The organism is Streptomyces griseiscabiei, assembly GCF_020010925.1.
Lineage (GTDB): Bacteria > Actinomycetota > Actinomycetes > Streptomycetales > Streptomycetaceae > Streptomyces > Streptomyces griseiscabiei.
In genome coordinates, this window is the sequence record NZ_JAGJBZ010000002.1 from 407,185 (window position 1) to 433,391 (window position 26,207).

16 protein-coding genes and 1 tRNA gene are annotated in these 26,207 nt (G+C 71.7%); 12 read left to right on the forward strand and 5 right to left on the reverse strand.

Features of this window, described 5'->3' with window-relative positions; genetic code table 11:
* Nucleotides 1–430 precede the first annotated feature (430 nt).
* Nucleotides 431–2,839, reverse strand: coding sequence for an excinuclease ABC subunit UvrA (locus J8M51_RS19410; RefSeq protein ID WP_267299338.1), 2,409 nt, complete (start codon nt 2,837–2,839; stop codon nt 431–433).
* 146 nt (nt 2,840–2,985) lie between these two features.
* Entirely contained in the window at nt 2,986–3,393 is a 408-nt protein-coding gene (locus J8M51_RS19415; RefSeq protein WP_086761377.1) for a VOC family protein, read from the reverse strand.
* A gap of 168 nt (nt 3,394–3,561) precedes the next feature.
* On the opposite strand from J8M51_RS19415, the gene ku reads away from it, so the two are divergent.
* A complete protein-coding gene (gene ku / locus J8M51_RS19420; protein ID WP_455568185.1) occupies nt 3,562–4,614 on the forward strand; it encodes a non-homologous end joining protein Ku in 1,053 nt (350 codons plus the stop codon).
* 775 nt (nt 4,615–5,389) lie between these two features.
* On the opposite strand, the gene J8M51_RS19425 is transcribed toward ku, so the two are convergent.
* Entirely contained in the window at nt 5,390–6,658 is a 1,269-nt protein-coding gene (locus J8M51_RS19425; RefSeq protein ID WP_216590780.1) for a beta-ketoacyl-[acyl-carrier-protein] synthase family protein, read from the reverse strand.
* Between the two features lie 128 nt (nt 6,659–6,786).
* Nucleotides 6,787–8,046, reverse strand: a complete 1,260-nt coding sequence (locus J8M51_RS19430) for a lysylphosphatidylglycerol synthase domain-containing protein (RefSeq protein ID WP_216590779.1) — start codon at nt 8,044–8,046, stop codon at nt 6,787–6,789.
* Nucleotides 8,047–8,513: 467 nt separating this feature from the next.
* Between J8M51_RS19430 and J8M51_RS19435 the strand changes: the two genes are divergently transcribed.
* Both J8M51_RS19435 and J8M51_RS19440 read left to right on the forward strand, forming a co-directional pair.
* Entirely contained in the window at nt 8,514–11,489 is a 2,976-nt protein-coding gene (locus J8M51_RS19435) for a SpoIIE family protein phosphatase (protein WP_398856471.1), read from the forward strand.
* Between the two features lie 108 nt (nt 11,490–11,597).
* Nucleotides 11,598–12,278: a TetR/AcrR family transcriptional regulator gene (locus J8M51_RS19440; RefSeq protein WP_086763142.1), complete on the forward strand. Its 681-nt coding sequence runs from the start codon at nt 11,598–11,600 to the stop codon at nt 12,276–12,278.
* Nucleotides 12,279–12,666: 388 nt separating this feature from the next.
* Here the strand turns inward: J8M51_RS19440 and J8M51_RS19445 are convergent.
* A tRNA-Arg gene (locus J8M51_RS19445) sits at nt 12,667–12,738 on the reverse strand.
* Between the two features lie 171 nt (nt 12,739–12,909).
* Between J8M51_RS19445 and J8M51_RS19450 the strand changes: the two genes are divergently transcribed.
* The 9 genes from J8M51_RS19450 to J8M51_RS19490 all read left to right on the forward strand — a co-directional run bounded on the left by J8M51_RS19450 (nt 12,910) and on the right by J8M51_RS19490 (nt 26,007).
* Nucleotides 12,910–13,464, forward strand: a complete 555-nt coding sequence (locus tag J8M51_RS19450; protein ID WP_256965943.1) for a response regulator — start codon at nt 12,910–12,912, stop codon at nt 13,462–13,464.
* Between the two features lie 274 nt (nt 13,465–13,738).
* On the forward strand, nt 13,739–14,965 hold the full coding sequence (gene nrtL, locus J8M51_RS19455; protein ID WP_267299340.1) for an ArgS-related anticodon-binding protein NrtL: 1,227 nt from the start codon (nt 13,739–13,741) through the stop codon (nt 14,963–14,965).
* Nucleotides 14,966–15,066: 101 nt separating this feature from the next.
* Nucleotides 15,067–16,458 (forward strand): diaminopimelate decarboxylase, encoded by a 1,392-nt coding sequence (gene lysA, locus J8M51_RS19460; RefSeq protein WP_216588684.1) that lies wholly within the window; start codon nt 15,067–15,069, stop codon nt 16,456–16,458.
* Nucleotides 16,459–16,646: 188 nt separating this feature from the next.
* The gene (locus J8M51_RS19465) at nt 16,647–17,939 is read left to right on the forward strand and encodes a homoserine dehydrogenase (RefSeq protein WP_033526526.1); all 1,293 of its coding nucleotides are present in this window, start codon (nt 16,647–16,649) and stop codon (nt 17,937–17,939) included.
* A gap of 6 nt (nt 17,940–17,945) precedes the next feature.
* The gene (gene thrC, locus J8M51_RS19470; protein WP_267299341.1) at nt 17,946–19,004 is read left to right on the forward strand and encodes a threonine synthase; all 1,059 of its coding nucleotides are present in this window, start codon (nt 17,946–17,948) and stop codon (nt 19,002–19,004) included.
* A gap of 359 nt (nt 19,005–19,363) precedes the next feature.
* A complete protein-coding gene (gene thrB, locus J8M51_RS19475) occupies nt 19,364–20,317 on the forward strand; it encodes a homoserine kinase (protein WP_216588686.1) in 954 nt (317 codons plus the stop codon).
* Between the two features lie 410 nt (nt 20,318–20,727).
* Nucleotides 20,728–22,764: a transcription termination factor Rho gene (rho, locus tag J8M51_RS19480; protein ID WP_216588687.1), complete on the forward strand. Its 2,037-nt coding sequence runs from the start codon at nt 20,728–20,730 to the stop codon at nt 22,762–22,764.
* A gap of 158 nt (nt 22,765–22,922) precedes the next feature.
* The gene (locus J8M51_RS19485) at nt 22,923–24,647 is read left to right on the forward strand and encodes a trypsin-like serine protease (RefSeq protein WP_179203192.1); all 1,725 of its coding nucleotides are present in this window, start codon (nt 22,923–22,925) and stop codon (nt 24,645–24,647) included.
* 211 nt (nt 24,648–24,858) lie between these two features.
* Nucleotides 24,859–26,007, forward strand: a complete 1,149-nt coding sequence (locus J8M51_RS19490; protein ID WP_086757582.1) for an LCP family protein — start codon at nt 24,859–24,861, stop codon at nt 26,005–26,007.
* The last annotated feature ends 200 nt before the right edge of the window (nt 26,008–26,207 follow it).

The following is a 26,207-nucleotide window of genomic DNA, read 5'->3' on the forward strand; positions in this document are numbered from 1 at the left end:
GCTCGCCGGTCGGCGTACTGCGGCTGGGCACGTGGCGATCAGGTGTCTCGGGGCCGGGCGCCCGGCGATCAGCTTTCCCTTTAGGTCAGGCGCCTGGCGATCCGGTGGCCCGAGGCCAGGGGCCGGCGAGCAGCTGGCACGGTGGTCACTCGCCGTGCGGCCGGGTACCGACCCGCCTGGGCCGGGCACCCGATCGCCCGGTGGTCATTCGCCGCGCGGTCCGGCGTCCATCCGCCGCCCGGGTCGGGCATCCACCCGCCGTGCGGCCAGGCATCCACCCGCCGGGGCCGGGCACCCGACCGCCCGTTGGTCATCCGCCGCGCGGCCGGACGCCCATCCGCCGCGCGGCCGGACGCCCATCCGCCGCGTGGTCGGGCACCCGCCAAGGCCGGGCGCCCACCCGCCAAGGCCAGGCGCCCGCCCCCTCCGCTCAGCCCCCCACGTACGCGGCCAAGTGCTCCCCCGTGAGCGTGGAGCGGTCCGCGACCAGCTCGGTCGGGGTGCCCTCGAAGACGATCCGGCCGCCGTCGTGACCGGCGCCGGGGCCGAGGTCGATGATCCAGTCGGCGTGGGCCATGACCGCCTGGTGGTGCTCGATGACGATCACCGACTTCCCGGCGTCGACCAGCCGGTCCAGCAGCCCGAGCAGCTGCTCCACGTCGGCGAGATGCAGACCGGTGGTCGGCTCGTCGAGGACGTAGACCCCGCCCTTGTCACCCATGTGGGTGGCCAGCTTCAGGCGCTGCCGCTCGCCGCCGGAGAGCGTGGTGAGCGGCTGGCCGAGGGTGAGATAGCCGAGGCCGACGTCCGCCATCCGCTCGACGATCCGGTGGGCCGCGAGGGTCCGCGCCTCGCCCTCGCCGAAGAACCGCTCCGCCTCCGTCACCGACATCGCGAGCACCTCGCTGATGTCCCGCCCGCCGAAGCGGTACTCCAGCACCGACGCCTCGAACCGCTTCCCCTCGCACTCCTCGCACGTGGTGGCCACGCTCTGCATGATCGCCAGGTCGGTGTAGATGACCCCGGCGCCGTTGCAGGTGGGGCAGGCGCCCTCGGAGTTGGCGCTGAACAGCGCCGGCTTCACCCCGTTGGCCTTGGCGAAGGCCTTGCGGATCGGGTCGGCCAGCCCGGTGTACGTCGCCGGGTTGCTGCGCCGGGAGCCGCGGATCGGCGTCTGGTCGATCGACACCACGCCCTCCGCCCCCGCCTGCCGGGCCATCGAGCCGTGCACCAGCGAACTCTTGCCGGACCCGGCGACCCCGGTGACGACGGTGAGCACTCCGAGCGGGATGTCGACGTCCACGTCCTGGAGGTTGTTCGCGCTCGCGCCCCGCACCTCCAGCGTCCCGGTGGGCGTGCGGACCGTCTCCTTCAGCGCGGCCCGGTCCCCGAGATGCCGCCCGGTGACGGTGTCGCTCGCCCGCAGCCCCTCCAGGGTGCCCTCGAAGCAGACCGTGCCGCCCGCCGTACCGGCGCCGGGGCCGAGGTCCACGACATGGTCGGCGATGGCGATCGTCTCCGGCTTGTGCTCCACGACGAGCACCGTGTTGCCCTTGTCGCGCAGCCGCAGCAGCAGGTTGTTCATCCGCTCGATGTCGTGCGGGTGCAGCCCGATGGTCGGCTCGTCGAAGACGTACGTCACATCGGTGAGCGAGGAACCGAGATGCCGGATCATCTTCGTCCGCTGCGCCTCACCGCCGGAGAGCGTGCCCGAGGCCCGGTCCAGCGAGAGATAGCCGAGGCCGATCTCCACGAACGAGTCGAGCGTGTAGTGCAGCTTGGCGAGCAGCGGCGCCACCGACGCGTCCTCGATGCCGCGCGCCCACTCGGCGAGGTCCCGGATCTCCATCGCGCAGGCCTCGGCGATGTTGACCTTGCCGATCCGGGAGGAACGGGCCAGTTCGCTGAGCCGGGTGCCCTCGCAGTCGGGACAGACGGCGAAGGTGACCGCCCGGTCCACGAACGCCCGGATGTGCGGCTGCATCGACTCGCGGTCCTTGGAGAGGAAGGACTTCTGCAGCTTCGGGATCAGACCCTCGTACGTCAGGTTGACCCCGTTGATCTTCACCTTGGTCGGCTCGCGGTACAGGAAGTCGTGCCGCTCCTTCTTGGTGTACTTCCGGATCGGCTTCTCCTTGTCGAAGAAGCCCGACTCGGCGATCACCCGCACCACCCATCCGTCCCCGGTGTAGGTGGGGATGGTGAACGGGTCCTCGGACAGGGACTTGGAGTCGTCGAACAACTGCGTGAGATCGATGTCGGAGACCTTGCCCCGGCCCTCGCAGTGCGTGCACATCCCGCCGGTACGGCTGAACGTCACCTTCTCGGTCTTGGTCTTGTCGGCGCCCCGGTCGACCGTGAGACCGCCGCTCGCCGAGACCGAGGCGACGTTGAAGGAGAACGCGCCGGGCGGGCCGATGTGCGGGCTGCCGAGCCGGCTGAACAGGATGCGCAGCATCGCGTTGGCGTCGGTGGCGGTGCCGACGGTGGAGCGCGGGTCGGACCCCATCCGCTGCTGGTCCACGGTGATCGCGGTGGTCAGCCCGTCGAGGACGTCCACCTCGGGCCGGGCCAGGTTGGGCATGAAGCACTGGAGGAAGGCGCTGTACGTCTCGTTGATCAGCCGCTGCGACTCCGCGGCGATCGTGTCGAACACCAGCGAGCTCTTGCCCGAGCCGGAGACCCCCGTGAACACCGTCAGCCGGCGCTTCGGGATCTCGATGCTGACGTCCTTGAGGTTGTTCTCCCGGGCCCCGTGCACACGGATCAGATCATGGCTGTCGGCGGCGTGCGGCCCGGGAGACTGCGCCTGCGTCCGCGCCCTCGTGGCCTTGGTCATCGTTCCTCCATCTGTCGTGCGGAGCCGCGTGGCGGTCCCCGCCGGCGTCGCCTGTCCGGATCCGATCCGCATGGAACAGTGGGAACAGTACGTGCGGTGTGCGGTGTGCGGTGGTGGGCCCCGCGTGCGCGTCCGGAGCCGGTACCTCAGACCTCGTGGACGCGGATCAGGTTGCCCGCGGGATCACGGACCGCGAAGTCACGGACGCCGTACGGCTGCCGCATCGGCTCCTGGACGATCTCGGCGCCGCCCGCCTCCAGCCGTGCGAAGGTGCCGTCGAGATCGGCGGTGGCGAGGAGGACACGGGCGTACGTCCCCTTGGCCATCATCTCGACGATCACGCGCCGCTCGGCGTCGTCCACGGAGGGGTCGACGGCCGGCGGCTCCAGCACGATCGACGTGTCGGGCTGGCCGGCCGGTCCGACCGTGATCCAGCGCATCCCGTCGTACCCGCCGTCGTTGCGGACCTCGAAGCCGAGGATGTCGCGGTAGAAGGTGAGGGAGGCGTCCGGATCGTCGTGCGGGAGGAAGCTCGCGTTGATGGTGAGGTCCATGGCTTTCACGCTAGGCGCGCCCCGCCCGTCCGCGCTTCTCGAATCCTGACCGGTCCGGGACCGCGCACGGCCGTGCGCCGCTGCCCGGCGGCCGACGGGCAGCGGCGACACGCCGGAGTTACGGTGTGGACGAACCGGACGCGGCTACCCGAAAGGTGCGTGCTGCCCGTGCGATCCATCTGGAACGGCGCCATCTCCTTCGGCCTGGTCAGCATCCCCATCAAGCTGGTGAACGCGACCGAGAGCCACTCCGTCTCCTTCCGGCAGATCCACCTGGAGGACGGCGGCCGTATCCGCTACCGCAAGGTCTGCGAGCTGGAGGACCGCGAGGTGGCGCAGGGGGAGATCGGCAAGGCGTACGAGGACGCGGACGGCACGATGATCCCGATCACGGACGAGGACCTGGCGTCGCTGCCCATCCCCACCGCCAAGACCATCGAGATCGAGGGCTTCGTCCCGGCCGAGAGCGTCGACCCGCTGCAGGTGGACGCCGCGTACTACCTCGCCGCGAACGGCGTGCCCGCCGCCAAGCCGTACACCCTGCTCCGCGAGGCGCTCAAGCGCAGCGGAAAGGTCGCCATCTGCAAGTTCGCCCTGCGCGGGCGCGAGCGCCTCGGCATGCTGCGGGTGGTGGACGACGTCCTCGCCATGCACGGCCTGCTCTGGCCCGACGAGATCCGTACGACCGAGGGGGTCGCCCCCGACGCCGGCGTCACCGTCCGAGACAAGGAACTCGACCTCGCGGACGCCCTCATGGACACCCTCGGCGAGGTCGACCTCGACTCCCTCCACGACGACTACCGCGAGGCGGTCGAGGAACTCATCGCCGCGAAGGCCTCCGGCGAAGAGCCCCCCTCCGCCCCCGCCCCGGCCCCGGGCGGCAAGGTCCTCGACCTCATGGCGGCCCTGGAGAAGAGCGTCCGGGAGGCCAAGGAGTCCCGGGGCGAGGCCGACGCCGACGTCACGCCGCTGTCCCCCCGCCCCACCCCGAAACAGCCCACGGGCAAGAAATCCACCACACCGACGACCAGGAAATCGACGACGTCCCCGAAGAAGACGACCACCGCGAAGAAGTCGACCACCAAGAAGACGACCCCGGCGAAGCCCACCGCCACGAAGTCCACGGCGACAAAGTCCACCGCGACAAAATCCACGGCCAAGCAGCCACCGGCAAAGAAGACACCGACCAAGAAGACGGCAACCCGCAAACGCTCGGCCTGACCCCCCGCCCGGGCCACCGCGCTCGTAGCCGCTCGGCCCGACCGCCCGTCCCGGGGCCACCGCACGCGTAGCCTCTCGGTCAGCCGGGCGGGCCACCGCTGGTCGCCGCTGGGTTTGGTCGCCTGCCCCGGAGCACTGCTGGTTGCCGCTCAGCTTGACCGCCCGTCCCGGGCCACCGCCCCCGTAGCCGCTCTGCTTGATCGCCCGCGCGGACCACCGCTGGTTGCCGTTCGGTTCGATCGCCCGCACGCGCCCCCGTACTCGTGGCCGCTCGATTGGGTCGGCCGTCCGGCACCGCTGGTTGCCGTTCGGTTTGGTCGGACGCCCGGGCCATGCCCACAGCCGCTCGGCTTGACCACCAGCCCGGGCCACCGCTCGGTTTGGTCGGCCGCGGGCCACCGCACTCGTAGCGGCTCTGCTTGATCGGCCGAGCGGGGCACCGCTGGTTGCCGCTTTGTTTGGTCGGCCGCACGCGCCACCGCTCATAGCCCCTCGGTTCGATCGCCCGCCTGGGCCACCGCTCGTTGCCGCCCGGTCCGCTCAGTCCTACAGGTCACCGCTCGTCGTCGCTCGGACTGTTCAACCCCCGCAGCCACCGCCCGCTCTCTCCCGCCGCAGCCGTGCCCAGCCACGACGGCGGCGACCTGGTGCCGAACCGGCCGGAGCGACCGGGGCGGCAGTGCGGACCGGCCGGGTCGGCGGTGCCGTAGCGGCCGAGGCGCCCGGGGTCCCCCGGGCGCCATGCCGTGCGGCCCAGGCCGGCGTGCACCCGGGGCTACGCCGCGCGGCGCAGGGCGAGGACCGCGTTGTGGCCGCCGAAGCCGAAGGAGTTGGTGAGGGCGAGGTCGCCGTCGGGCGGGAGGGGACGGGGAGCGGTGGTGACGAGGTCGAGGGTGATGGCGTGGTCCTGGTCGGCGCAGCCGATGGTCGGCGGGATGACCCCGTGGTGGAGGGTGAGCGCGGTGGCGAGGGCCTCCACCGCCCCGGCGGCGCCCTGCAGATGCCCGAGGTGTCCCTTGAGCGCCGTCACCGGCACCCGCCGCCCCGACAGCACCGCCGTCAGCGCGTTCGCCTCCGCGAGATCCCCGTCGACCGTGGCGGTCGCGTGCGCGTTGACGTGCACCACGTCCGACGCCGAGGCCGCCGCGTCCGCCAGCGCCCGGCGCAGCGCGAGCGCCACCCCCGAGCCCGAGGGGTCCGGCGCGGCCATGTGGTGCGCGTCGGCGGACAGCCCCCACCCCGCCGCCTCGCAGTAGATCCGGGCCCCGCGCGCCCGTGCCCGGTCCTCCGCCTCCAGCAGCAGGAACCCCGCCCCCTCCCCGTTCACGAACCCGTCCCGGTCCGTCGCGAAGGGGCGCGACGGACTCCCCCCGCCCCCGTCCAGCCCGTGCCGCGACAGCGCCCGCATCGCCGCGAAGGACGCCATGATCGCCGGGGTCACCACCGCCTCGGCCCCGCCCGCGACCGCCACGTCCACCCGTCCGTACCGGATCCGGTCCACCGCCTGCCCGATCGCCTCCGTACCGGACGCGCACGCGCTGGTGACGGTCCGCGCCTCCCCGGTGATACCGAGGTCCAGGGAGATCTGCGACGCCGCCTGCGAGGGCACGCACATCGGTGTGGTGAGCGGCGAGACCCCGCGCGGCCCCCGGTCCCGTAACTGCCGGTCGCCGGCGACGAGCACCGACGCGTCACCGAGGATCGCCCCGGCGGACACCCCCACCCGCTGCGGATCGAGCCCGCTCGCCGCCGTGCCGCCGGGATCGAACCCGCCGTCCCGCCAGGCCTCCCGCGCCGCCAGTACGGCGAACCGCGCGGCCCGGTTCATCCGCCGCGCCCGGGGCCGGGGCAGCAGCCCGGCGGGATCCACCGGCACCGTCCCCGCGACCCGCACCGGTAACTCCGCGAACTCCGCCCCCTCCAACTCCCGTATCCCGCACCGCCCTTCCAGTAACCCCTGCCACAGTTCGCCCACACCCACGCCGAGCGGTGTGACAGCCCCGAGCCCCGTCACGACCACCCGTCGCCCCGTCGCGTACGACATGTGCCATCCCCCAACCCGCCGACCCCGCCCGATGCCTCTTGTCCCAGAGATGGTTCCCGCTTCAACTGCCTGCTGCACCCGGGGACGAAGGGCTTGTCGGCATCGGGCCGGGGGGATGGGGAGACCGCTCAGAGCACCTTCGCGCGTACCAACGCCGAGAGGACGAGCGTGCCGGGCAGGAGCGGGAGCCAGACGGTCAGGACGCGATAGCCGATGACGGTGGTGGTGGCGAGGGTCGCGGGCGCGCCGAAGGCGACGAGGGTGAAGACGAGCGCCGCGTCCATCGGCCCGAGGCCGCCCGGCGCGGGCACGGCACCGGCGGCCGTACTGGCGACGAGGTACACGAAGATCATCTGGACCCATGACACGGACAGCCCGAGCGAGGAGCCGACCGAGGCGAGCACGGCCCCCTGGCACAGCGGGAAGGCCGCGGCCCCGCCCCACAGCGAGACCGCCCGGACGGGACGGCTGTGCACCAGCCGGGTGTCGGTGAGGGCGGTCCGCAGCCCTCCGATGAGGGGCCGCCGCAACGGCCGTACGGTCGTGACCAGGGTGACCACGGCGGCGAGACCGACGCCGGTGATCGCGCCGGCCAGGGCGAGGGTCTCGCCCTTCGGGAGCAGCTCGGTCAGTCGGAGCGTGCCCGGGAAGGCGATGACGAAGACGACGATCACCAGCGTCTTGGCGACCGGTTTGACCGCCGAGTACAGGGCGAGCGAGGAGGTGGCCCGGGCCAGCGGGATGCCCCGGCGGCGCAGGAACCGCAGGACGACGGCGTGGGCGCCGATGTTGCCCGGCAGCGCGTGACCCGCGGCCCCGGCCGCGAACTGCGTGGCCAGCAGCTGCCCCGGCGGCAGCCGCTCCGGCACCGCGCCCTGCCGGATGCACGCGGACGCCACCGAGCACAGCGCGGTGAAGAAGGCACCGGCCAGCAGCCACCAGGGGTCGGCCGACGCCAGCCGCAGCGCCCCGTCGTGGACCGTCCGCCAGTCCACCGCCGCCCACACCCCGAGCAACAGCAACGGCAGCAGGGCGAGGGCGAACCGCAGCCGCCGCGCGTTGGCCGCCGACCGCGCGGGCAGCAGCGCCCGCACCCGGCCGGGCAGGAACGCCGGCATCCGGGACGGCCGGGGGCCCGCGGCGTCGGCGGCGGGGGAGACGCCGGGGCCGGCCGGATCGACGGGGTCACAGGGACGGGCGGAGGCCGCATCGGGCAGTGGTCTCGGTCCCGGGACCGTAAGGGGAGCACAGGGGGCGTCGGAGACCGCCGTCGGACCCTTGGTGAGGTCCGCGGGCCGGGCCGGACTGGGTATCAGGGGGAGCGGGTCGGTGACCGGGGACGGGGTGGGCCGCGAGGGGGGCGGCGCGTCGAGCGGGAGCGGGAACAAAGGGCACGTCGTCCTTCCGCGTCGCGTCGGCACGGCGGGGGACCGCTCCGACGGAGGCAGGGCAAGTCAAGAACGAAGGGAACCCCAGGACCGTTCCCACCCCAAATGACTCCCCGGTATGCGCCACCCGAACTCCTGCCACCGGCAGAACGACGACACCGCTTCCGAGCAGCGACTCTGCCGCCGGAACCCGCCCCGCCCCACCCGTCCCCCATGAGACGCAAGTCACCTCCCGACAAGCACGAGTCACCTGCCGACAGGCACGAGTCACCTCCCGACAGACGCGAGTCACCTCCCGGACCCCCCTCCGTCCGCCCCGCGCCCCCCTCGCCTCCGCCCCTCCGCTCCCGCCCCTCTCCACTGTTGTGATGCGCGTCACCCAAGGTCTAGGGTTGTAGCGCCTGGCAGGCGGCCCCCGGAGCGCGTCGGGTGGCGGTGTGCGGCGGGGCCGCCCGCGGCTGAGGGAAGTGATCCCGTTGTCCGTCTCCTGGGACGACATCGGCGGTCTCGTCGATGCCCATGAGCGCTTCCTCGCCGGGGCACGGGTCGACGCGGATGTCCGGGACCCGGTGCTCGACTCCTGGAAGCGGTGCCGTTCCGCCGGCCTCGAACCCCACCGGCTGCTGATCCCGTACGCGCCCGACCTCGCCCTGGACGACCCCTTCCTGCGCGCCGCCGACCCGGTGCTCGACCGCCTCACCACCTCCCTGTCGAACGTGAGCATGACCGTGGTGCTCTGCGACGGGCAGGCCCGCATGGTCCAGCGCCACGGCGGCGACCACCGGCTCCGCGCCCGCCTCGACGACATCAACTTCGCCCCCGGCTTCTGTGCCTCCGAGGCCGCCGCCGGCACCAACGGCGTCGGCACCGCCCTCGCCGAACGCCGGCCCGTCTACGTCCTCGGCCGCGAACACTTCGCCGACTGCCTCTCACCCTTCGCCTGCGCCGGAGCCCCCGTCCGCAACCCGCTCAGCGGCCGGGTGGAGGCCGTCCTCGACCTCACCTGTCTGCGCGACGACGGTGACCCCACGATGCTGCGGCTGGTCCAGGAGGCCGCCCACGACATCGAGGCCGGCCTCCTGGAACAGGCCACGGAACGCGAACGGGCCCTCCTCGCCGCCTACCACCGCGCCGCCCGCACCACGGCCGGCCCCGGCGCCTGGCCCCGCCAGCCCGACGAGCCGCCCTGGGCACGCGGCGACGAGGGTCGGCACGGCGAGACGCTCGGCCGCGTCGACCTGGCCGTCCTCCGCGAGAAGGCCGAGGAACTCATCGCCTCCCCGCACCGCACCCTCGACGAGGTCACCCTCTCCGGCGGCCGGATCGCGACCCTCCTGCGCCGCCCGATCATGAGCGACTCGGGCGAGTCCGGCGTGGTCGTCGAGGCCCGCGTCCTCGGCGGCCCCCACCTGCACCACACAGAACTGAACCCGCCCCGCACGGACCCGAACCCGCCCCGCACGGAACCGACCCCACCCCCCGCCCGGCCGACGCCGCCACCGCCCGTCACGCTCGATGCCGCCCCGGGCCCCGTCACCGCTGTCGCCCCGGGGCCGGCCGCCCCGCCCGTCCCGGCCCCCACCGCCCCACCACCGACCGTCGTCCTGAGCACCCTCGTACCCACCGCCCCGCACCCCCGCCCGACCCCCACGGAACCCCCACCGCCCCGGCCCGCCCCGCACGAGCCTCCCGCGGCCCCCGACTCCCCCTCCGACGCCTGGCTGCTCCTCATCGGCGAACCCGGCGTGGGCCGCCTCGCCGTACTCGCCCGCCGACGGCTCGAACTGCTGCACGACGCAGGAGTCCGGATCGGCACCACCCTCGACGTCACCCGGACCGCCGAGGAACTCACGGAGGTGGCCGTCCCCCGCTTCGCCGACTTCACGGCCGTCGACCTGCCCGTCTCCGTCCTCCTCGGCGACGAACCCGAACCCCTCGGCCCCGGCATGCGCCTGCGCCGGGTCGCGCTGGGCGCCGTGCACGAGCATTCGCATCTGTACGAGGTCGGGGACCCCGTCCGGTACGTGCCCACCACCCCGCAGGCCCGCTGCTGGGAGACGGGCCGGTCGGTGCTCGAACCCGTGCTCGCCGAGGCGGGCGGCTGGCTCGCCCAGGACCCGGCCCGGCTGGAGCGCGCCCTCGCGGCCGGCATCCACTCCCTGATCACCGTGCCGCTGCGGGCGCGCGGCGCGACCCTCGGCGTCGTCAGCTTCTACCGCTCCGAGCGGCCCGCCCCCTTCGAGGACGACGACCTCTCCCTGGCCCAGGAACTCGTCGGCCGCGCTGCGATCTGCATCGACAACGCCCGCCGCTACACCCGCGAGCACAACACCGCCCTCGCCCTGCAACGCAGCCTGCTGCCCCGCGGCCGTTCCGAACAGAGCGCGGTCGAGGTCGCCTACCGCTACCTCCCCGCGCAGGCGGGCGTCGGCGGCGACTGGTTCGACGTCGTCCCGCTCTCCGGCGCCCGCGTCGCCCTCGTGGTCGGCGACGTCGTGGGCCACGGCCTGCACGCCGCCGCGACCATGGGCCGGCTGCGCACCGCCGTCCACAACTTCTGCGCCCTCGACCTGCCGCCGGACGAACTCCTCACCCACCTCGACGACCTCGTCGGCCGCCTCGACCGGGGCGAGGGCTGGGCGGTGGAGAACACCCACCAGGACTCCGGCATCGTCGGCGCGACCTGCCTGTACGCCGTCTACGACCCGGTCTCCCGGCGCTGCACCCTCGCCCGCGCCGGGCACCCGCTGCCCGCGGTCGTCGCCCCGGACGGCACGGTGGACTTCGTCGACCTGCCCTCGGGACCGCCGCTGGGCCTCGGCGGCATGCCCTTCGAGACCGTTGAACTCGACCTGGCCGAGGGCAGCCAGCTCGTCCTCTACACCGACGGCCTGGTCGAGGACCGGCACCGCGACATCGACACCGGCCTGGACGCGCTCCGCAAGGTCCTCGCCCACCCCGACCGCGCCCCCGAGGACACCTGCGAGGCCGTCCTCGACGCCTTGCTCCCGGCCCGGCCGGGCGACGACGTGGCCCTGCTGGTCGCCCGTACACACACGCTCGGCCCGGAACGGGTCGCCCAATGGGAGCTGCCCAGCGACCCGGCCGTCGTCGCCCGCGCCCGCGCGTCGGTCACCGCCCAGCTCTCGGCCTGGGGCCTGGACGCCCTGGCCTTCACCACCGAACTCATCGCCAGCGAACTCGTCACCAACGCCATCCGCCACGCCACCGGCCCCATCCACCTCCGCCTCCTCCGCGACCGCGCCCTGATCTGCGAGGTCTACGACAGCAGCGGCACCTCACCCCGCCTGCGCCGCGCCCGCACCGAGGACGAGGACGGCCGCGGCCTCTTCCTGATCGCCCAGCTCACCGAACGCTGGGGCACCCGCTACACCCCCGACGGCAAGACCATCTGGACCGAACAGCCGTTGCCCCGCCCTTGATGGAACACTCATTACAATTACCGCAGACGCAATGACAGTGATGGCAGTGATGGCAGTGATGGCGATGACAGCCGTGACGACCACGGCAGAAGGAGCGGAACGCAGCTGATGACCAAGCCGCAATCGACGACCGGGGCACAGCCGACGCCAGATGCACGGCCGACGACCGGGTCGAGGACGCCGCGCAAGAAGCGTGCCAACGGTGTGGAGTCCCGTCAGCGCATCCTCGACGCCACCGTGGAGATCGCGGGCGAACGCGGCTACGAGGGCACGTCCATCGCGGCGGTCAGCGCCAAGTGCGGGCTGCCCGCCAGCTCGATCTACTGGCACTTCAAGGACAAGGACGACCTGATCGCCGCGGTGATCGAGCGCAGCTTCGAGACCTGGCTCACCGCCGTCGAACTCCCGGACGAGGAGACGGGCACCCCTCTGGAACGCGCCACCCTCATGGCGGCCGGAGTCGCCAAGTCCCTCGTCGACGCCCCCGACTTCCTCCGCCTGGGCCTGATGCTCGCCCTGGAACGCCGCCCCACCGAACCGAGAGGCCGCACGGTCTTTCTCCAGGTCCGCGACATCGCAGCCCGAAAGATCACGGCCGTCCTCAAGGACCTCTTCCCCACCCTGGACGACACCTCGGCCCACACCCTCACCACCTACGCGATGGCCGGCGCCGACGGCCTCTTCATCCAACACGAGATCCACGGCAACACGATCGACCTCCCCACCATGCTCAAACTCCACGCCCGCTCGCTCCACGACGCGGCACGCCACCTGACGGCCACGGAGTAACACCGGCTCGGCCATGCCCTCTGACGGGATGAGGCCCCGGATGACACCCCCACCCCATCCCGGGCAACCCTCAGCCGAGACTGCTGCTGAGTCACCCCCAAACTCCCCGGAATGGACCACGAGACCCAGACCACCCGCCTCCAGCAGTCCTTGGTCCCCACCCGCATCTCCACCCGCCTGGAGCCTGAGACCAGGCAGGCGCCGCAGTCGCCCACCCCGTCCGGCTCGGCCTTGTCAACGACCCCGAAACCACCGAGGACATACCCACCCGGGTCCGCTCCGGCGTCCCCGGCACTACCCCAGGCCGAAGCCGCACAGGACCCAAACACAAAGACCCCGTCCTCAGCGAAACCGCTGATGGCGGGGTCTTTGGGCACCTCGTGCAAGGTGCCCCCGGCAGGATTCGAACCTGCGCACACGGCTCCGGAGGCCGTTGCTCTATCCCCTGAGCTACGGGGGCGTGTCGGGCGCCTTGTTCGGCGGCGACGGGTAGAACCCTACCAGCTCTCTGAGGGAGATCATGAACGGGTTTTGGGGGTGGTGGGCGGGGTTGGGACGGGGGTGTCGCCCGCAGGGGGTGGAAGTGGGGAAAACCCGGACGCGGTGGTGGGCGCGGACCTACTCTCGAGTTGTGCCAGGCGTGTCCGGCCGGGTGCTTGTTGTGGACGACAACAAGGTCATCCGGCAGCTGATCAGGGTCAACCTCGAGCTGGAGGGCTTCGAGGTGGTGACCGCGGCTGATGGTGCCGAATGCCTGGACGTCGTTCATCAGGTGCGGCCCGACCTCATCACCCTCGACGTCGTGATGCCCCGGCTCGACGGTCTCCGTACCGCCGCCCAACTCCGCGGTGACCCCCGGACACGCGGCCTTCCGCTCGCCATCGTCAGTGCCTGTTCGCAGTACGAGGTCGACGCCGGGCTCGACGTCGGTGTCGACGCGTTCCTTGCCAAGCCCTTCGAGCCCGCCGAACTCGTCGCCCTCGTAAGGCGGTTGGTCGAGCGAGGGCATGCCGGGGGCGGCGAGTCCGTGCCCCGTGGGAGCAGGCAAGGGCAAGGGCAAGGGCAAGGGAATGGGCACGGGGGGAGCGGCAGTGGCGCCGATGGGTCCACGCACGCCGGCGCTTCCGGCGCCTCCCCCGACAGTGGGACCGAGTACACCGAGCGCGCCGGTCGAACCGGCAACTGATCGCTACCGGCTCCTGCCGGGCCGCCTGCGCGGGCGACGAGCTCTGTCAGGTGTGCGGTGTCTCCAGGAACTCCAGGAGTTCCAGGAACTCCAGCAGTGCCAGGAGTTCCAGGCGTCGCGCCTCGCCCTCCCCTGAGTCCGGCCGATCCGCTCGTCCCGGCCGACCCCGTCGACCGGCCGTCGGCCCGGCCTTCGGCCCCCACCCCGTCCACATCCCGGACCCTGGGCAAACCGGCTCGCATACCCACCCCCCTCCTCCCATACGCTTGTCCCCGTGACCCCCGTCGAGCTCTCCCGTACCGTGCTGCGCGCGGTGCGTCGTGCTGTGGATGAGGGGGAGCTCAGTGTCGCGGTGCCCGCACGGGCCGTGGTGACTCCGCCGGGGCCCGGTGGAAGCGGGGACTACGCGACGAACATCGCGTTGCAGCTGGCCCGGCCCGCAGGGCGGCCGCCGCTCCAGGTCGCCGAGATACTGCGGCCCCATCTCAGCCGTACCGAGGGCGTCGCCGCCGTCGAGATCACGGGCCCCGGATTCCTCAACATCCACCTCGACCGGGCCGCCGTCGCCGCGCTCGTACACCGGATCAGAGGAACCGAGGGCGACCGGGACGGACCAGGCCCTGCCCCCGCCCCCCTCCCGTACGGTCACAGCGGCACCCTCGCCGGACAGGTCGTGCGGTTGCGGATTCCGTACGACATCCGTGCCGAGGTCGTCGCGGACGCGCTCGTACGGATCGTCGGCAGCCAGGGAGGCCGCGTCGAGGTCGATCACGCCCGCCCCCCGATCACCGGCGAGGCCGAGCCCGCGGAACTCAAGGACATCGACCTCAGCGGCATCGATCACCTGGATCGGCCCGACGGCGGCGGCGACGGCCGCGATGTCCCCGAGCCCGACCCACCCGTCGACCTCCGCCCCGTCCCCGCCCCGGAGGACCCCACCCCCCTCGGCCCCGACGCCCTCCGCTGGGCCCTGCTGGCCCCGGCCGCGCACGACCGGCCCCGGATCAGCGCGGACCTTCTTGTGCAGCGTGCCGCCAACCCCCTCTTCCGGGTCCGTTACGCCCATGCCCGAGCCCGTGCGCTCACCCGCAACGCCGCGGCCCTCGGGTTCACCCCCGCCCCGGGCCCGCTCGGCACAACCGGCCCCCGGAGCACCCCGGCCGCCTCGAACACCCCGGCCCTCTCCGGCGCCCCCCTCACCACCGCCCCCCTCACCACCACCCTCGTCACCCCCGACGTGACCACCCCCCTCCTCACCGCCCTCACCGAATACCCCTCCGCGCTCGCCCGAGCCGCCACCCACCGCGCTCCCGACCGTCTCGCCCGGCACCTGGTCGTCACCGCCGACGCCCTGCTCGCCTTCCAGCACACGGTGCTGCCGCGCGGCGACGAGAAACCCTCGGCCGCCCACCGGGCCCGGCTGGCGCTTGCCGAAGCCGCCGGGACGGTGCTGGCCGGCGGCCTGTCCCTGCTCGGCATCGACGCACCCGACCACCTCTGAGCGAGTAACCCGCGGAGCCCGAAGCCCGAAGCCCCAAGCCGAGGCCGGTGCCGACGCCCCGCACACCACAGCCCAGAGCGCACACAGAAAGCCGTACAGACATGAGCCGTTCCGCACACCCCGCCGGGCCCCGTCACGCCGACGTGTTTCCCGAGGGGCATTACGCCGCCCCGCCCGCCGACCTGAACACGCTCGACCCGAAGGTGTGGGCGCAGACCGTCACCCGGGGCGACGACGGAGTCGTCAGCGTGGGCGGGATCGATGTGAAGGCGCTCGCGGAGGAGTTCGGCACGCCGGCGTACTTCGTCGACGAGGCCGACTTCCGCGCGCGGGCGCGCGCCTGGCGCACGGCGTTCGGACAGGACGCCGACGTGTTCTACGCGGGGAAGGCGTTCCTCTCCCGGGCCATCGTGCGCTGGCTGCACGAGGAGGGGCTCAACCTCGACGTCTGTTCCGGCGGCGAGCTGACCACCGCCCTCTCCGCCGGTATGCCCGCCGACCGCATCGCCTTCCACGGCAACAACAAGTCCGAGGACGAGATCCGCAGGGCCGTCGAGGCCGGGGTCGGGCGGATCGTGCTCGACTCCTTCCAGGAGATCGTGCGGGTCGCGCACATCGCCCAGTCGCTCGGCCGTCGGCAGCAGGTGCAGATCCGCGTCACCGTCGGCGTCGAGGCCCACACGCACGAGTTCATCGCCACCGCCCACGAGGACCAGAAGTTCGGGATCCCGCTGGCCGGCGGGAAGGCCGCCGAGGCCGTGCGGCGGGCGCTCAAGCTCGACGGGCTCGAACTGATCGGCATCCACAGCCACATCGGGTCGCAGATCTTCGACACCTCCGGGTTCGAGGTCGCCGCCCACCGGGTCGTCGGGCTGCTCAAGGACATCCGCGACGAGCACGGGATCGAGCTGCCCGAGATCGACCTCGGCGGCGGCCTCGGGATCGCGTACACCAGCGACGACGACCCCCGTGAGCCGCACGAGATCGCCAAGGCGCTGACCGAGATCGTCAACCGGGAGTGCGACGCCGCGAAGCTGCGCGCGCCCCGGATCTCCGTCGAGCCCGGGCGCGCCATCGTCGGCCCGACCGCCTTCACGCTCTACGAGGTCGGCACCATCAAGCCGCTGGACGGGCTGCGGACGTACGTCTCGGTCGACGGGGGCATGTCCGACAACATCCGGACCGCGCTGTACGACGCCGAGTACAGCGTGGCGCTGGTCTCCCGGACCTCCGACGCCGAGCCGATGCTCGCCCGGGTCGTGGGCAAGCACTGCGAGAGCGGGGACATCGTCGTGAAGGACGCGTTCCTGCCGGCGGACCTGGCACCGGGTGACCTGATCGCCGTACCGGCCACCGGCGCGTACTGCCGTTCGATGGCGAGCAACTACAACCACGTGCTGCGCCCGCCGGTCGTCGCCGTCAATGATGGAGAGGCCCGGGTCGTCGTCCGCCGTGAGACGGAGGAGGATCTCCTTCGGCTCGACGTCGGCTGAGGCGCGGCCCCGGAAAGGCCGCAGAAATGCCGGGCCGGAAGATCTCCTTCTTCCGGCCCGGAGAGAATGAAATAGATGTCTCACGATCCGGACCGGGGACAGAAACCCCCGTCCGGTGAGTGAGACTGGTCCCACCGTATTCGGTAGCGAGTATTCGGTATGTCGGTATGTTGAGGAAACGAGGTCGGATGATGCGTACGCGTCCGCTGAAGGTGGCGCTGCTGGGCTGTGGGGTCGTCGGCTCAGAGGTGGCGCGCATCATGACGACGCACGCCGACGACCTCGCCGCACGCATCGGCGCCCCGGTCGAGCTCGCGGGCGTGGCCGTGCGGCGGCCCTCCCGGGTCCGTGAGGGCATCGACCCCGCCCTCGTCACCACCGACGCCACCGCGCTCGTCAAACGCGGGGACATCGACGTCGTCGTCGAGGTCATCGGCGGTATCGAGCCCGCCCGCTCCCTCATCACCACCGCGTTCGAGTACGGCGCCTCCGTCGTCTCCGCCAACAAGGCCCTCCTCGCCCAGGACGGCGCCGCCCTGCACGCCGCCGCCGGGGACCATGACGCGGACCTCTACTACGAGGCCGCCGTCGCCGGTGCCATCCCGCTGATCCGGCCGCTGCGCGAGTCCCTCGCCGGCGACAAGATCAACCGGGTGATGGGCATCGTCAACGGCACGACCAACTTCATCCTCGACAAGATGGACACCACGGGCGCCGGGTACCAGGAGGCCCTCGACGAGGCCACCGCCCTCGGGTACGCCGAGGCCGACCCGACCGCCGACGTCGAGGGGTTCGACGCCGCGGCCAAGGCCGCGATCCTCGCCGGTATCGCCTTCCACTCGCGTGTGCGCCTCGACGACGTGTACCGCGAGGGCATGACCGAGGTGACGGCGGCCGACTTCGCCTCCGCCAAGAACATGGGCTGCACCATCAAGCTGCTCGCCATCTGCGAGCGGGCCGCGGACGGCGGTTCCGTCACCGCGCGCGTGCACCCCGCGATGATCCCGCTGACGCACCCGCTCGCCTCCGTGCGCGGCGCCTACAACGCGGTGTTCGTGGAGTCGGACGCCGCCGGTCAGCTGATGTTCTACGGGCCGGGCGCCGGCGGTGCCCCCACCGCCTCCGCCGTGCTCGGCGACCTCGTGGCCGTGTGCCGCAACCGCCTCGCCGGCTCCACCGGACCCGGCGAGTCCGCCTATGCCGCCCTGCCGGTCTCGCCGATGGGCGAGGTCGTCACCCGCTACCACATCAGCCTCGACGTCGCCGACAAACCGGGTGTTCTCGCCCAGGTGGCGACCGTGTTCGCGGAGCACGGGGTGTCGATCGATACGGTTCGGCAGCAGGGCAAGGACGGCGAGGCCTCTCTCGTCGTCGTCACCCATCGCGCCTCCGACGCCTCCCTCACCGGGACCGTCGAGGCGCTGCGCAACCTCGACACCGTGCGGGGTGTCGCCAGCATCATGCGGGTTGAAGGAGAGTAACCAGCAATGACCCACCAGTGGCGCGGAATCATCGAGGAGTACCGGGACCGGCTGCCCGTCTCCGACAGCACGCCGGTCGTGACGCTCCGGGAGGGCGGCACGCCCCTCGTGCCCGCGCAGGTGCTCTCCGAGCGCACGGGCTGCGAGGTCCACCTCAAGGTGGAGGGCGCGAACCCCACCGGGTCCTTCAAGGACCGCGGCATGACCATGGCCATCACGCGGGCGAAGGAAGAGGGCGCGAAGGCCGTCATCTGTGCCTCCACGGGCAACACCTCTGCCTCCGCGGCCGCCTACGCCGTCCGCGCGGGCATGGTCTCCGCCGTGCTCGTCCCGCGCGGCAAGATCGCGCTGGGCAAGATGGGCCAGGCCCTGGTGCACGGCGCGAAGATCCTCCAGGTCGACGGCAACTTCGACGACTGCCTCACCCTCGCGCGTGAACTGAGCGACAACTACCCGGTGGCGCTGGTCAATTCGGTGAACCCGGTGCGCATCGAGGGCCAGAAGACCGCCGCGTTCGAGATCGTGGACATGCTCGGCGACGCGCCCGACGTCCACGTCCTGCCGGTGGGCAACGCGGGCAACATCACGGCGTACTGGAAGGGCTACAAGGAGTACGCCGCCGACGGGATCGCGGCCAGGACCCCGCGCATGTGGGGGTTCCAGGCCTCCGGTTCCGCGCCCATCGTGCGCGGCGAGGTCGTCAAGGACCCGTCGACGATCGCCACCGCGATCCGCATCGGCAACCCCGCGTCCTGGAACTACGCGCTGGCCGCGCGGGACGAGTCGGGCGGCTTCATCGACGAGGTGACGGACCGTGAGATCCTGCGCGCCTACCGGCTGTTGGCCGCTCAGGAGGGTGTCTTCGTGGAGCCCGCCTCCGCCGCCTCCGTGGCCGGTCTGCTGAAGGCCGCCGAGGCCGGCAAGGTCGACCCGGGCCAGACCATCGTCTGCACGGTCACCGGCAACGGCCTCAAGGACCCCGACTGGGCCGTCGCGGGCGCCCCGCAGCCCGTCACCGTCCCGGTGGACGCGGCGACGGCCGCCGAGCGTCTCGGGCTCGCGTAACCGCGTCCGCGACCACTCGCGTATCCTCTCGCCCAGCCGTTCGAAAAGACCTGGGAGTCGCGCGTAGACGCGGGTTCCCGGGGGATAACCCTGACAGGACCCGACAGGGGGTGCACAGGGGGCTTACGACACGCATCGTGCGCCTCCTGTGCGCCCTATGTCGCCACAGAACCTTCCTTCGATAGGCTGTACTGAACCCGCCCGCCGCATATGCCCCGCAAGGGTGCGGCGCCGCGCCGTCTTGAGCGGCCGCAGGGTCTCACGTACCTGTCGAATGTCCGTCGATATCCATCGAACGTCATTCGACGATCGACAATCGAGAATCGTCAATCTCGCAGCTCAAGGAGAGTCATCGAGCGATGGCCGGTCCAGCGTTCCGCGCCGCCGCCGTACGGGTGCGCGTCCCCGCCACCAGCGCCAACCTCGGCCCGGGCTTCGACGCTCTGGGCCTGTCGCTGGGGCTCTACGACGACGTGGTCGTCCGGGTGGCCGACTCCGGCCTGCACGTCGACATCGCGGGGGAGGGCAGCGAGACCCTTCCACGCGACGAGAAACACCTCCTCGTACGGTCCCTGCGCACCGCCTTCGACCTGCTGGGCGGACAGCCCCGGGGCCTCGAGATCGTGTGCGCCAACCGCATTCCGCACGGCCGCGGCCTCGGCTCCTCCTCCGCCGCCATCTGCGCCGGCATCGTCGCCGCCCGCGCCGTGACCATAGGCGGCGACAACCGGCTCGACGACGCCGCGCTGCTCGAACTGGCCACGGAGATCGAGGGCCACCCCGACAACGTCGCGGCCTGTCTCCTCGGCGGCTTCACGCTCTCCTGGATGGAGGGCGGCGCCGCGCGGGCGATCAGGATGGATCCCGCGGATTCCATCGTTCCGGTGGTTTTCGTGCCCGGGAAGCCGGTTCTCACGGAGACGGCGCGCGGACTGCTCCCGCGCAACGTCCCGCACGTCGACGCTGCGACCAACGCGGGCCGGGCGGCCCTTCTCGTGGAAGCCCTGACCAGGCGCCCCGAACTGCTGCTGCCCGCCACCGAGGACCGGCTGCACCAGGAGTACCGCGCGCCCGCCATGCCGGAGAGCGCGGCCCTGGTGGAGCGGCTGCGCGCCGACGGCGTACCGGCCGTCATCTCCGGCGCCGGACCCACCGTCCTGGCCCTGGCCGACGAGGCCAGCGCCGACAAGGTGGCCGATCTCGCGGGTGCGGGATGGGCCGCCAACCGGCTGGATCTCGACGCCCGAGGGGCGTGCGTCCTGCCGCTGACCACGAACGTCATCGAGACCGGCGCCGACAGCGGCGTCGAGTAGGGGCGTTCGGTTGCCGGATTTCGAGAGGGGGAATGTTTGTTGGATCCGGTAGTGTTAACCTCAAGTCTGCACCTGCCCCAGCCATGGCGAGGTGCTTATCGTCCCCGTCCGGGACAACCATTCTTCCGGGAGTCTCCCAAGCCGCACTGTGCTTCGTACGTCAAGCTGTACGCCGTACGCAGGCACTGAGCGGTCTGCCGAGCAGGCTCCGGAACCGGCGTGGCCGAGCCGGCCGTGACACAGACACTCAGTGCCACGGCCCGGAAAGCGCCGAATCACCAGAAATTTTTCCTCCGCCGCCTTTGGCGGACCACCGCCCCGGCACGGTCCACCCGAACAGGGCCGAAGCCGGACAGCACAAACGGTCGCCGAGCCAGAAGGCCGACGTCCGCTCCAGGGAAGGACCCTTCGTGAGCGACACCACCGATCTGATGGGCGCACGTGTCGAGGACACCGCTGCCGCGCCCGCCACGGACGCCGCGCCTGCCAGCGGTGCCGGCTCCCGGCGGCGCCGTGGCACCGGCCTCGAGGGCATGGTGCTGGCCGAGCTGCAGCAGGTCGCATCCGGCCTCGGCATCAGGGGCACCGCGCGGATGCGCAAGAGCCAGCTGATCGAGGTCATCAAGGACGCGCAGGCGGGAGGGGGTGCCCCGGCGAAGGCCGAGGCCGCCGCCGAGGCCAAGCCGAAGCGCCGTGCCACCTCGAAGGCGCGCACGGGCGACGACGCCGCCCCGGCCGAGAAGGCCCCGGCCAAGAAGGCCGAGGCGCCCGCCGAGAAGGTCGACAAGACCGAGAAGGCCGTGGCCCAGCAGCAGATCGAGATCCCCGGCCAGCCGGCCGGCGGCGACGAGGCGCCCACCGAGCGCCGTCGGCGCCGGGCCACCGCCGACGCGGGCAGCCCCGAGACCGTCACCGCCGAGGCCAAGAGCGAGGCCAAGGCCGAGACGCCCGCCCCGGCCCAGGCAGACGCCGGTGACCAGGGCGGCGAGGGCCGTCAGGGCCGCCGCGAGCGCGGCCGTGACCGCGGCGAGCGGGGCGACCGTACCGACCGCGGCGAGCGCGGTGAGCGCGGCCGTCGTGGCAAGGGCGACGAGCAGCAGGGCGGCGGTCAGCAGCAGCGCGACCGCGGTCAGCAGCAGGGCCAGCAGCAGGGCGGCGGCCGTCAGGACCGCCAGCGCGACAACGGCCCGCAGGACGACGACGACTTCGACGGCGGACGCCGTGGCCGTCGCGGCCGCTACCGCGACCGTCGTGGCCGTCGCGGCCGTGACGAGATCGGCGCCCCCGAGCCGCAGCTCGCCGACGACGACGTCCTGATCCCCGTCGCGGGCATCCTGGACATCCTCGACAACTACGCGTTCATCCGGACCTCGGGCTACCTGCCCGGTCCGAACGACGTGTACGTCTCGCTCGCCCAGGTCCGCAAGAACGGCCTGCGCAAGGGCGACCACGTCACCGGCGCGGTCCGCCAGCCCAAGGACGGCGAGCGCCGCGAGAAGTTCAACGCGCTGGTCCGGCTGGACTCCCAGAACGGCATGGCGCCCGAATCCGGGCGCGGGCGCCCGGAGTTCAACAAGCTGACGCCGCTCTACCCGCAGGACCGGCTCCGTCTGGAGACCGACCCGGGCGTCCTCACCACCCGCATCATCGACCTCGTCGCGCCGATCGGTAAGGGCCAGCGCGGTCTGATCGTGGCCCCGCCGAAGACCGGCAAGACCATGATCATGCAGGCGATCGCCAACGCGATCACGCACAACAACCCCGAGTGCCACCTGATGGTCGTCCTCGTCGACGAGCGTCCGGAAGAGGTCACCGACATGCAGCGGTCGGTGAAGGGCGAGGTCATCTCCTCGACCTTCGACCGCCCGGCCGAGGACCACACGACGGTCGCCGAACTCGCCATCGAGCGGGCCAAGCGCCTCGTCGAGCTGGGCCACGACGTGGTCGTGCTGCTCGACTCGATCACGCGTCTGGGCCGTGCCTACAACCTGGCGGCGCCGGCCTCCGGCCGCATCCTGTCCGGTGGTGTCGACTCGACCGCCCTGTACCCGCCGAAGCGCTTCTTCGGTGCGGCCCGCAACATCGAGGACGGCGGCTCGCTGACCATCCTCGCCACCGCGCTGGTGGACACCGGGTCCCGCATGGACGAGGTCATCTTCGAGGAGTTCAAGGGCACGGGCAACGCCGAGCTGAAGCTCGACCGCAAGCTCGCCGACAAGCGCATCTTCCCCGCGGTGGACGTCGACGCGTCCGGTACCCGCAAGGAAGAGATCCTGCTCGGCAGCGACGAGCTCGCCATCACCTGGAAGCTGCGCCGTGTGCTGCACGCGCTCGACTCCCAGCAGGCGATCGAGCTGCTGCTCGACAAGATGAAGCAGACGAAGTCGAACGGCGAGTTCCTGCTGCAGATCCAGAAGACGACGCCGATGCCGGGCAACGGCGACTAGCAGCCGGTCGGCACCTGCCCGAACACCGGGGCCACCCTCCTTCGTGAGGGTGGCCCCGGTTTTCTGTATGGGACACGTGTACGATCACGGTCTTCATGCTCTGATCAACCATTGCACTTCCAGGGGGGAATTGAGTGGCTAGACCTTTGTCCGGAGCCATGGCCGCCGCGATAGCCGGGACGCTGTTGATGGCGTCCGCGAGCGGGGCGGGCGCCGACACCTCGACGCCCGACGCGCTGGACGTACGGATCGCCAAGGCGATGGCGGCGGACGACACCGCTCGTGTGGCGACGCGCGAGCCGTCGTCGAGCGCGAGTTCGGACGACGGCCCGGGGCGGTCCGCCCAGATCATCGGCGGCTCGGAGACCACGATCGCCTCGGCGCCGTGGATGGCCCAGCTCTGGTACTACGACCCGACCCAGGACCTCGGCTTCTTCTGCGGCGGCACGGTCGTCTCGCCGACGAAGATCCTGACGGCGGCGCACTGCGTCGACAAGGACTACTACGACTGGGCCGCGTACGGCGAGATCGTCACCGGTACCGACCGGCTGCCCACGGCCGTCTACAACGACGACGGCACCCTCGACCACGTCGACTACCACGGCGGCACCCGCAGCACGCTGTCGCGCCAGTGGAACCACCCCTCGTGGGACGAGGAGGCGATCGACAACGACGTCGCCGTCCTGACACTGGCGTCGCCGGTCAAGGCCAAGCCGATCAGGATGACGACGTCGGACGACACCACCTCGTACAAGTCCGGCACCAAGGCCACGGTCTACGGCTGGGGCCGTACCAGCTCCAAGACCGAGGACATCTCGGAGACGCTGAAGACGGCCACACTGCCGATCGTCAGCGACACGACCTGCGGGAGCACCTGGGGCAGCTACTTCGTCAAGGGCCACATGGTCTGCGCGGGCAAGCCCTCCGGCGGCACGGACGCCACCACCACCGCCACCTGCAACGGTGACTCCGGTGGTCCGCTCGTCGTCAACAACAAGGTCGTCGGCGTCGTCTCATGGGGCGTCGAGGACTGTGTGTACAAGGGTGCCTACCCGGTCTTCGCGAAGGTCAGCAAGTACGTCGGCGCGACCTACCCGAGGGTCGACGACGCGGCCATCACCCGCGACGGCAAGGCGGACGCCTTCCTGCGCAACAAGGAGACCGGCACGGGCTACGTCCGCGCCTCCACGGGCTCCAAGCTCGGCGACCGCAAGGCGCTGACCGCCGAGGGCAGTTGGAAGGGCTACAACCTGGTCCAGCAGACCGACCTGAACCGGGACGGCCACCAGGACTACGTCCTGCGCCGCTCCTCCGACGGTGACGTCTTCTGGCGGCGGTACGTGCCCTCGTCCAAGACCTGGTCGACGACGCAGATCTTCGACGACTGGAAGACCCGCACCCGGATCGTCACCCCCGGTGACGTCACCGGGGACGCCCTGCCCGACCTGCTCTCGGTCGACTCGGCGGGCGCGCTGTGGATCTACCCCGGCAAGGGCACCGGCTCCTTCGGCACCCGCGTCAAGGTCGGCACGGGCTGGGGCCAGTACAACGCGGTCGTCGGTCACGGCGACTTCACCGGCGACGGCAAGGCCGACCTGATCGCGCGCACCAAGACCGGGTCGAACCTGTACCTGTACAAGGGCACCGGCAAGTCCGGCACGGGCGCCTTCGCGGCCCGGATCAAGGTCCGCTCGGACTGGAGCTCGTACAACACGCTCGTCACTCCCGGTGACGTCAGCGGTGACGGCAAGGCGGACCTGCTGGCCCGTACGACGGCCGGCACGCTGTACCTCTACAAGGGCACCGGCAAGGCCACGAGCGAGATCTTCGGCACACGGGGCTCGGTCGGTACCAGCTACGCCCAGTACGACCTGCTCGGCTGAAACACCAGGTGAGACCGGTCCCGCCGGGCTCGTCCGTCACACACGGTGCCCATCGCGTTTGCGCGATGGGCACCGTTCGTCGTGCAACCCTTTCCCGGATTCTCCCGTCTGACCGGGCGGAGCGGCCATGGAACGGCATGGCCGTGTCCGACCCGACAGGCCTGGGCCTGAGCGCAGGGGGTAACCGACAGGAAAGGGAACCGAGGAGCAGATGTCCGCCGAGAGCACGCCGACACCCGGCACCCCGGGGCAGACCGGCACCACCGGCCCGCGTCACCGCGCCGCGAAGAGCCGCCGCCGCAGGAACCGCACGACACGTGGCGGCCACAGCAGAGCGGCGGTCGTCACCGCCTGGACGGCCGCGGGCGTCCTGGTCCTGGGCGGCACGGGCGTCGGCTACCTGTACTTCAAGCTCAACGGCAACATCAAGAGCGTCGACATCAACCAGGCCCTCGGCACCGACCGGCCGCTCGACGTCGACAACGGCTCGCAGGACATCCTCGTCCTCGGCTCCGACACCCGTTCGGGCAGCAACAAGAAGCTCGGCGGGGGCGTGGACGACGGCAGCGCGCGCTCCGACACGGCGATGGTCGTGCATGTGTACGAGGGCCACAAGCGGGCCAGCGTGGTCTCCATACCCCGGGACACGCTCGTCGAGCGGCCCGAGTGCACCGACGCGAACGGCAAGACGTATCCGGCGGCCTCGTACGCGATGTTCAACTCCGCGTACTCGACGGGCGGCGCGGCGTGTGCGGTGAAGACCGTCGAGTCCATGACCGGGATCCGGATGGACCACTACATCGAGGTCGACTTCGCGGGCTTCGAGAAGCTGATCAACGTCCTCGGCGGGGTCGACATCACGACGACCAAGGACATCGAGGACCCGGACAGCCATCTGGACCTGAAGGCCGGGGAGCACACGCTCACGGGCAAGCAGGCCCTCGGGCTGGTCCGCACCCGGCACGGGGTCGGCGACGGGTCCGATCTCGGCCGTATCCAGCTCCAGCAGGCGTTCATCAAGGCACTCATCGAGCAGGTCAAGTCCGTCGGGATCTTCAGCAGCCCCAAGAAGCTCTACGACCTCGCCGACACCGCGACGGACGCGGTCACCACCGACTCCGACCTCGACAGCGTCAAGGACCTCGCGTCCTTCGCGTCCGGGCTCAAGGGCATCGACTCCAAGAACATGACCATGGTCACCATGCCGGTCCAGTACGACCCCGCCGACCCGAACCGGGTGCTCGTGGACGAGGCGAAGTCGAAGCAGGTCTGGGCGGCGCTCAAGGCGGACCGGACCATCCCGAAGTCGGCGACGAAGGGCACGGCGACCGGGGCCGCCGAGGGCGTCGTGGCGGGTTAGGGCCCTAGCCACAAGGGCGGGGCGGTCGCGTACGGCCGCCGCGAGGCCCCCCTCGGCGCCCCTGGCGGCGGCCGCGGGCACGCGACGGGAATACCTGAGCCCACCCCCTGGTTTGGGGAGATGGCACCAGTCCTGGCAGACTGGTACGTCGGCTCCGGTTCACGCTCTCGCAGCCCGCGACAGCGACCCGGCGCCCTCCC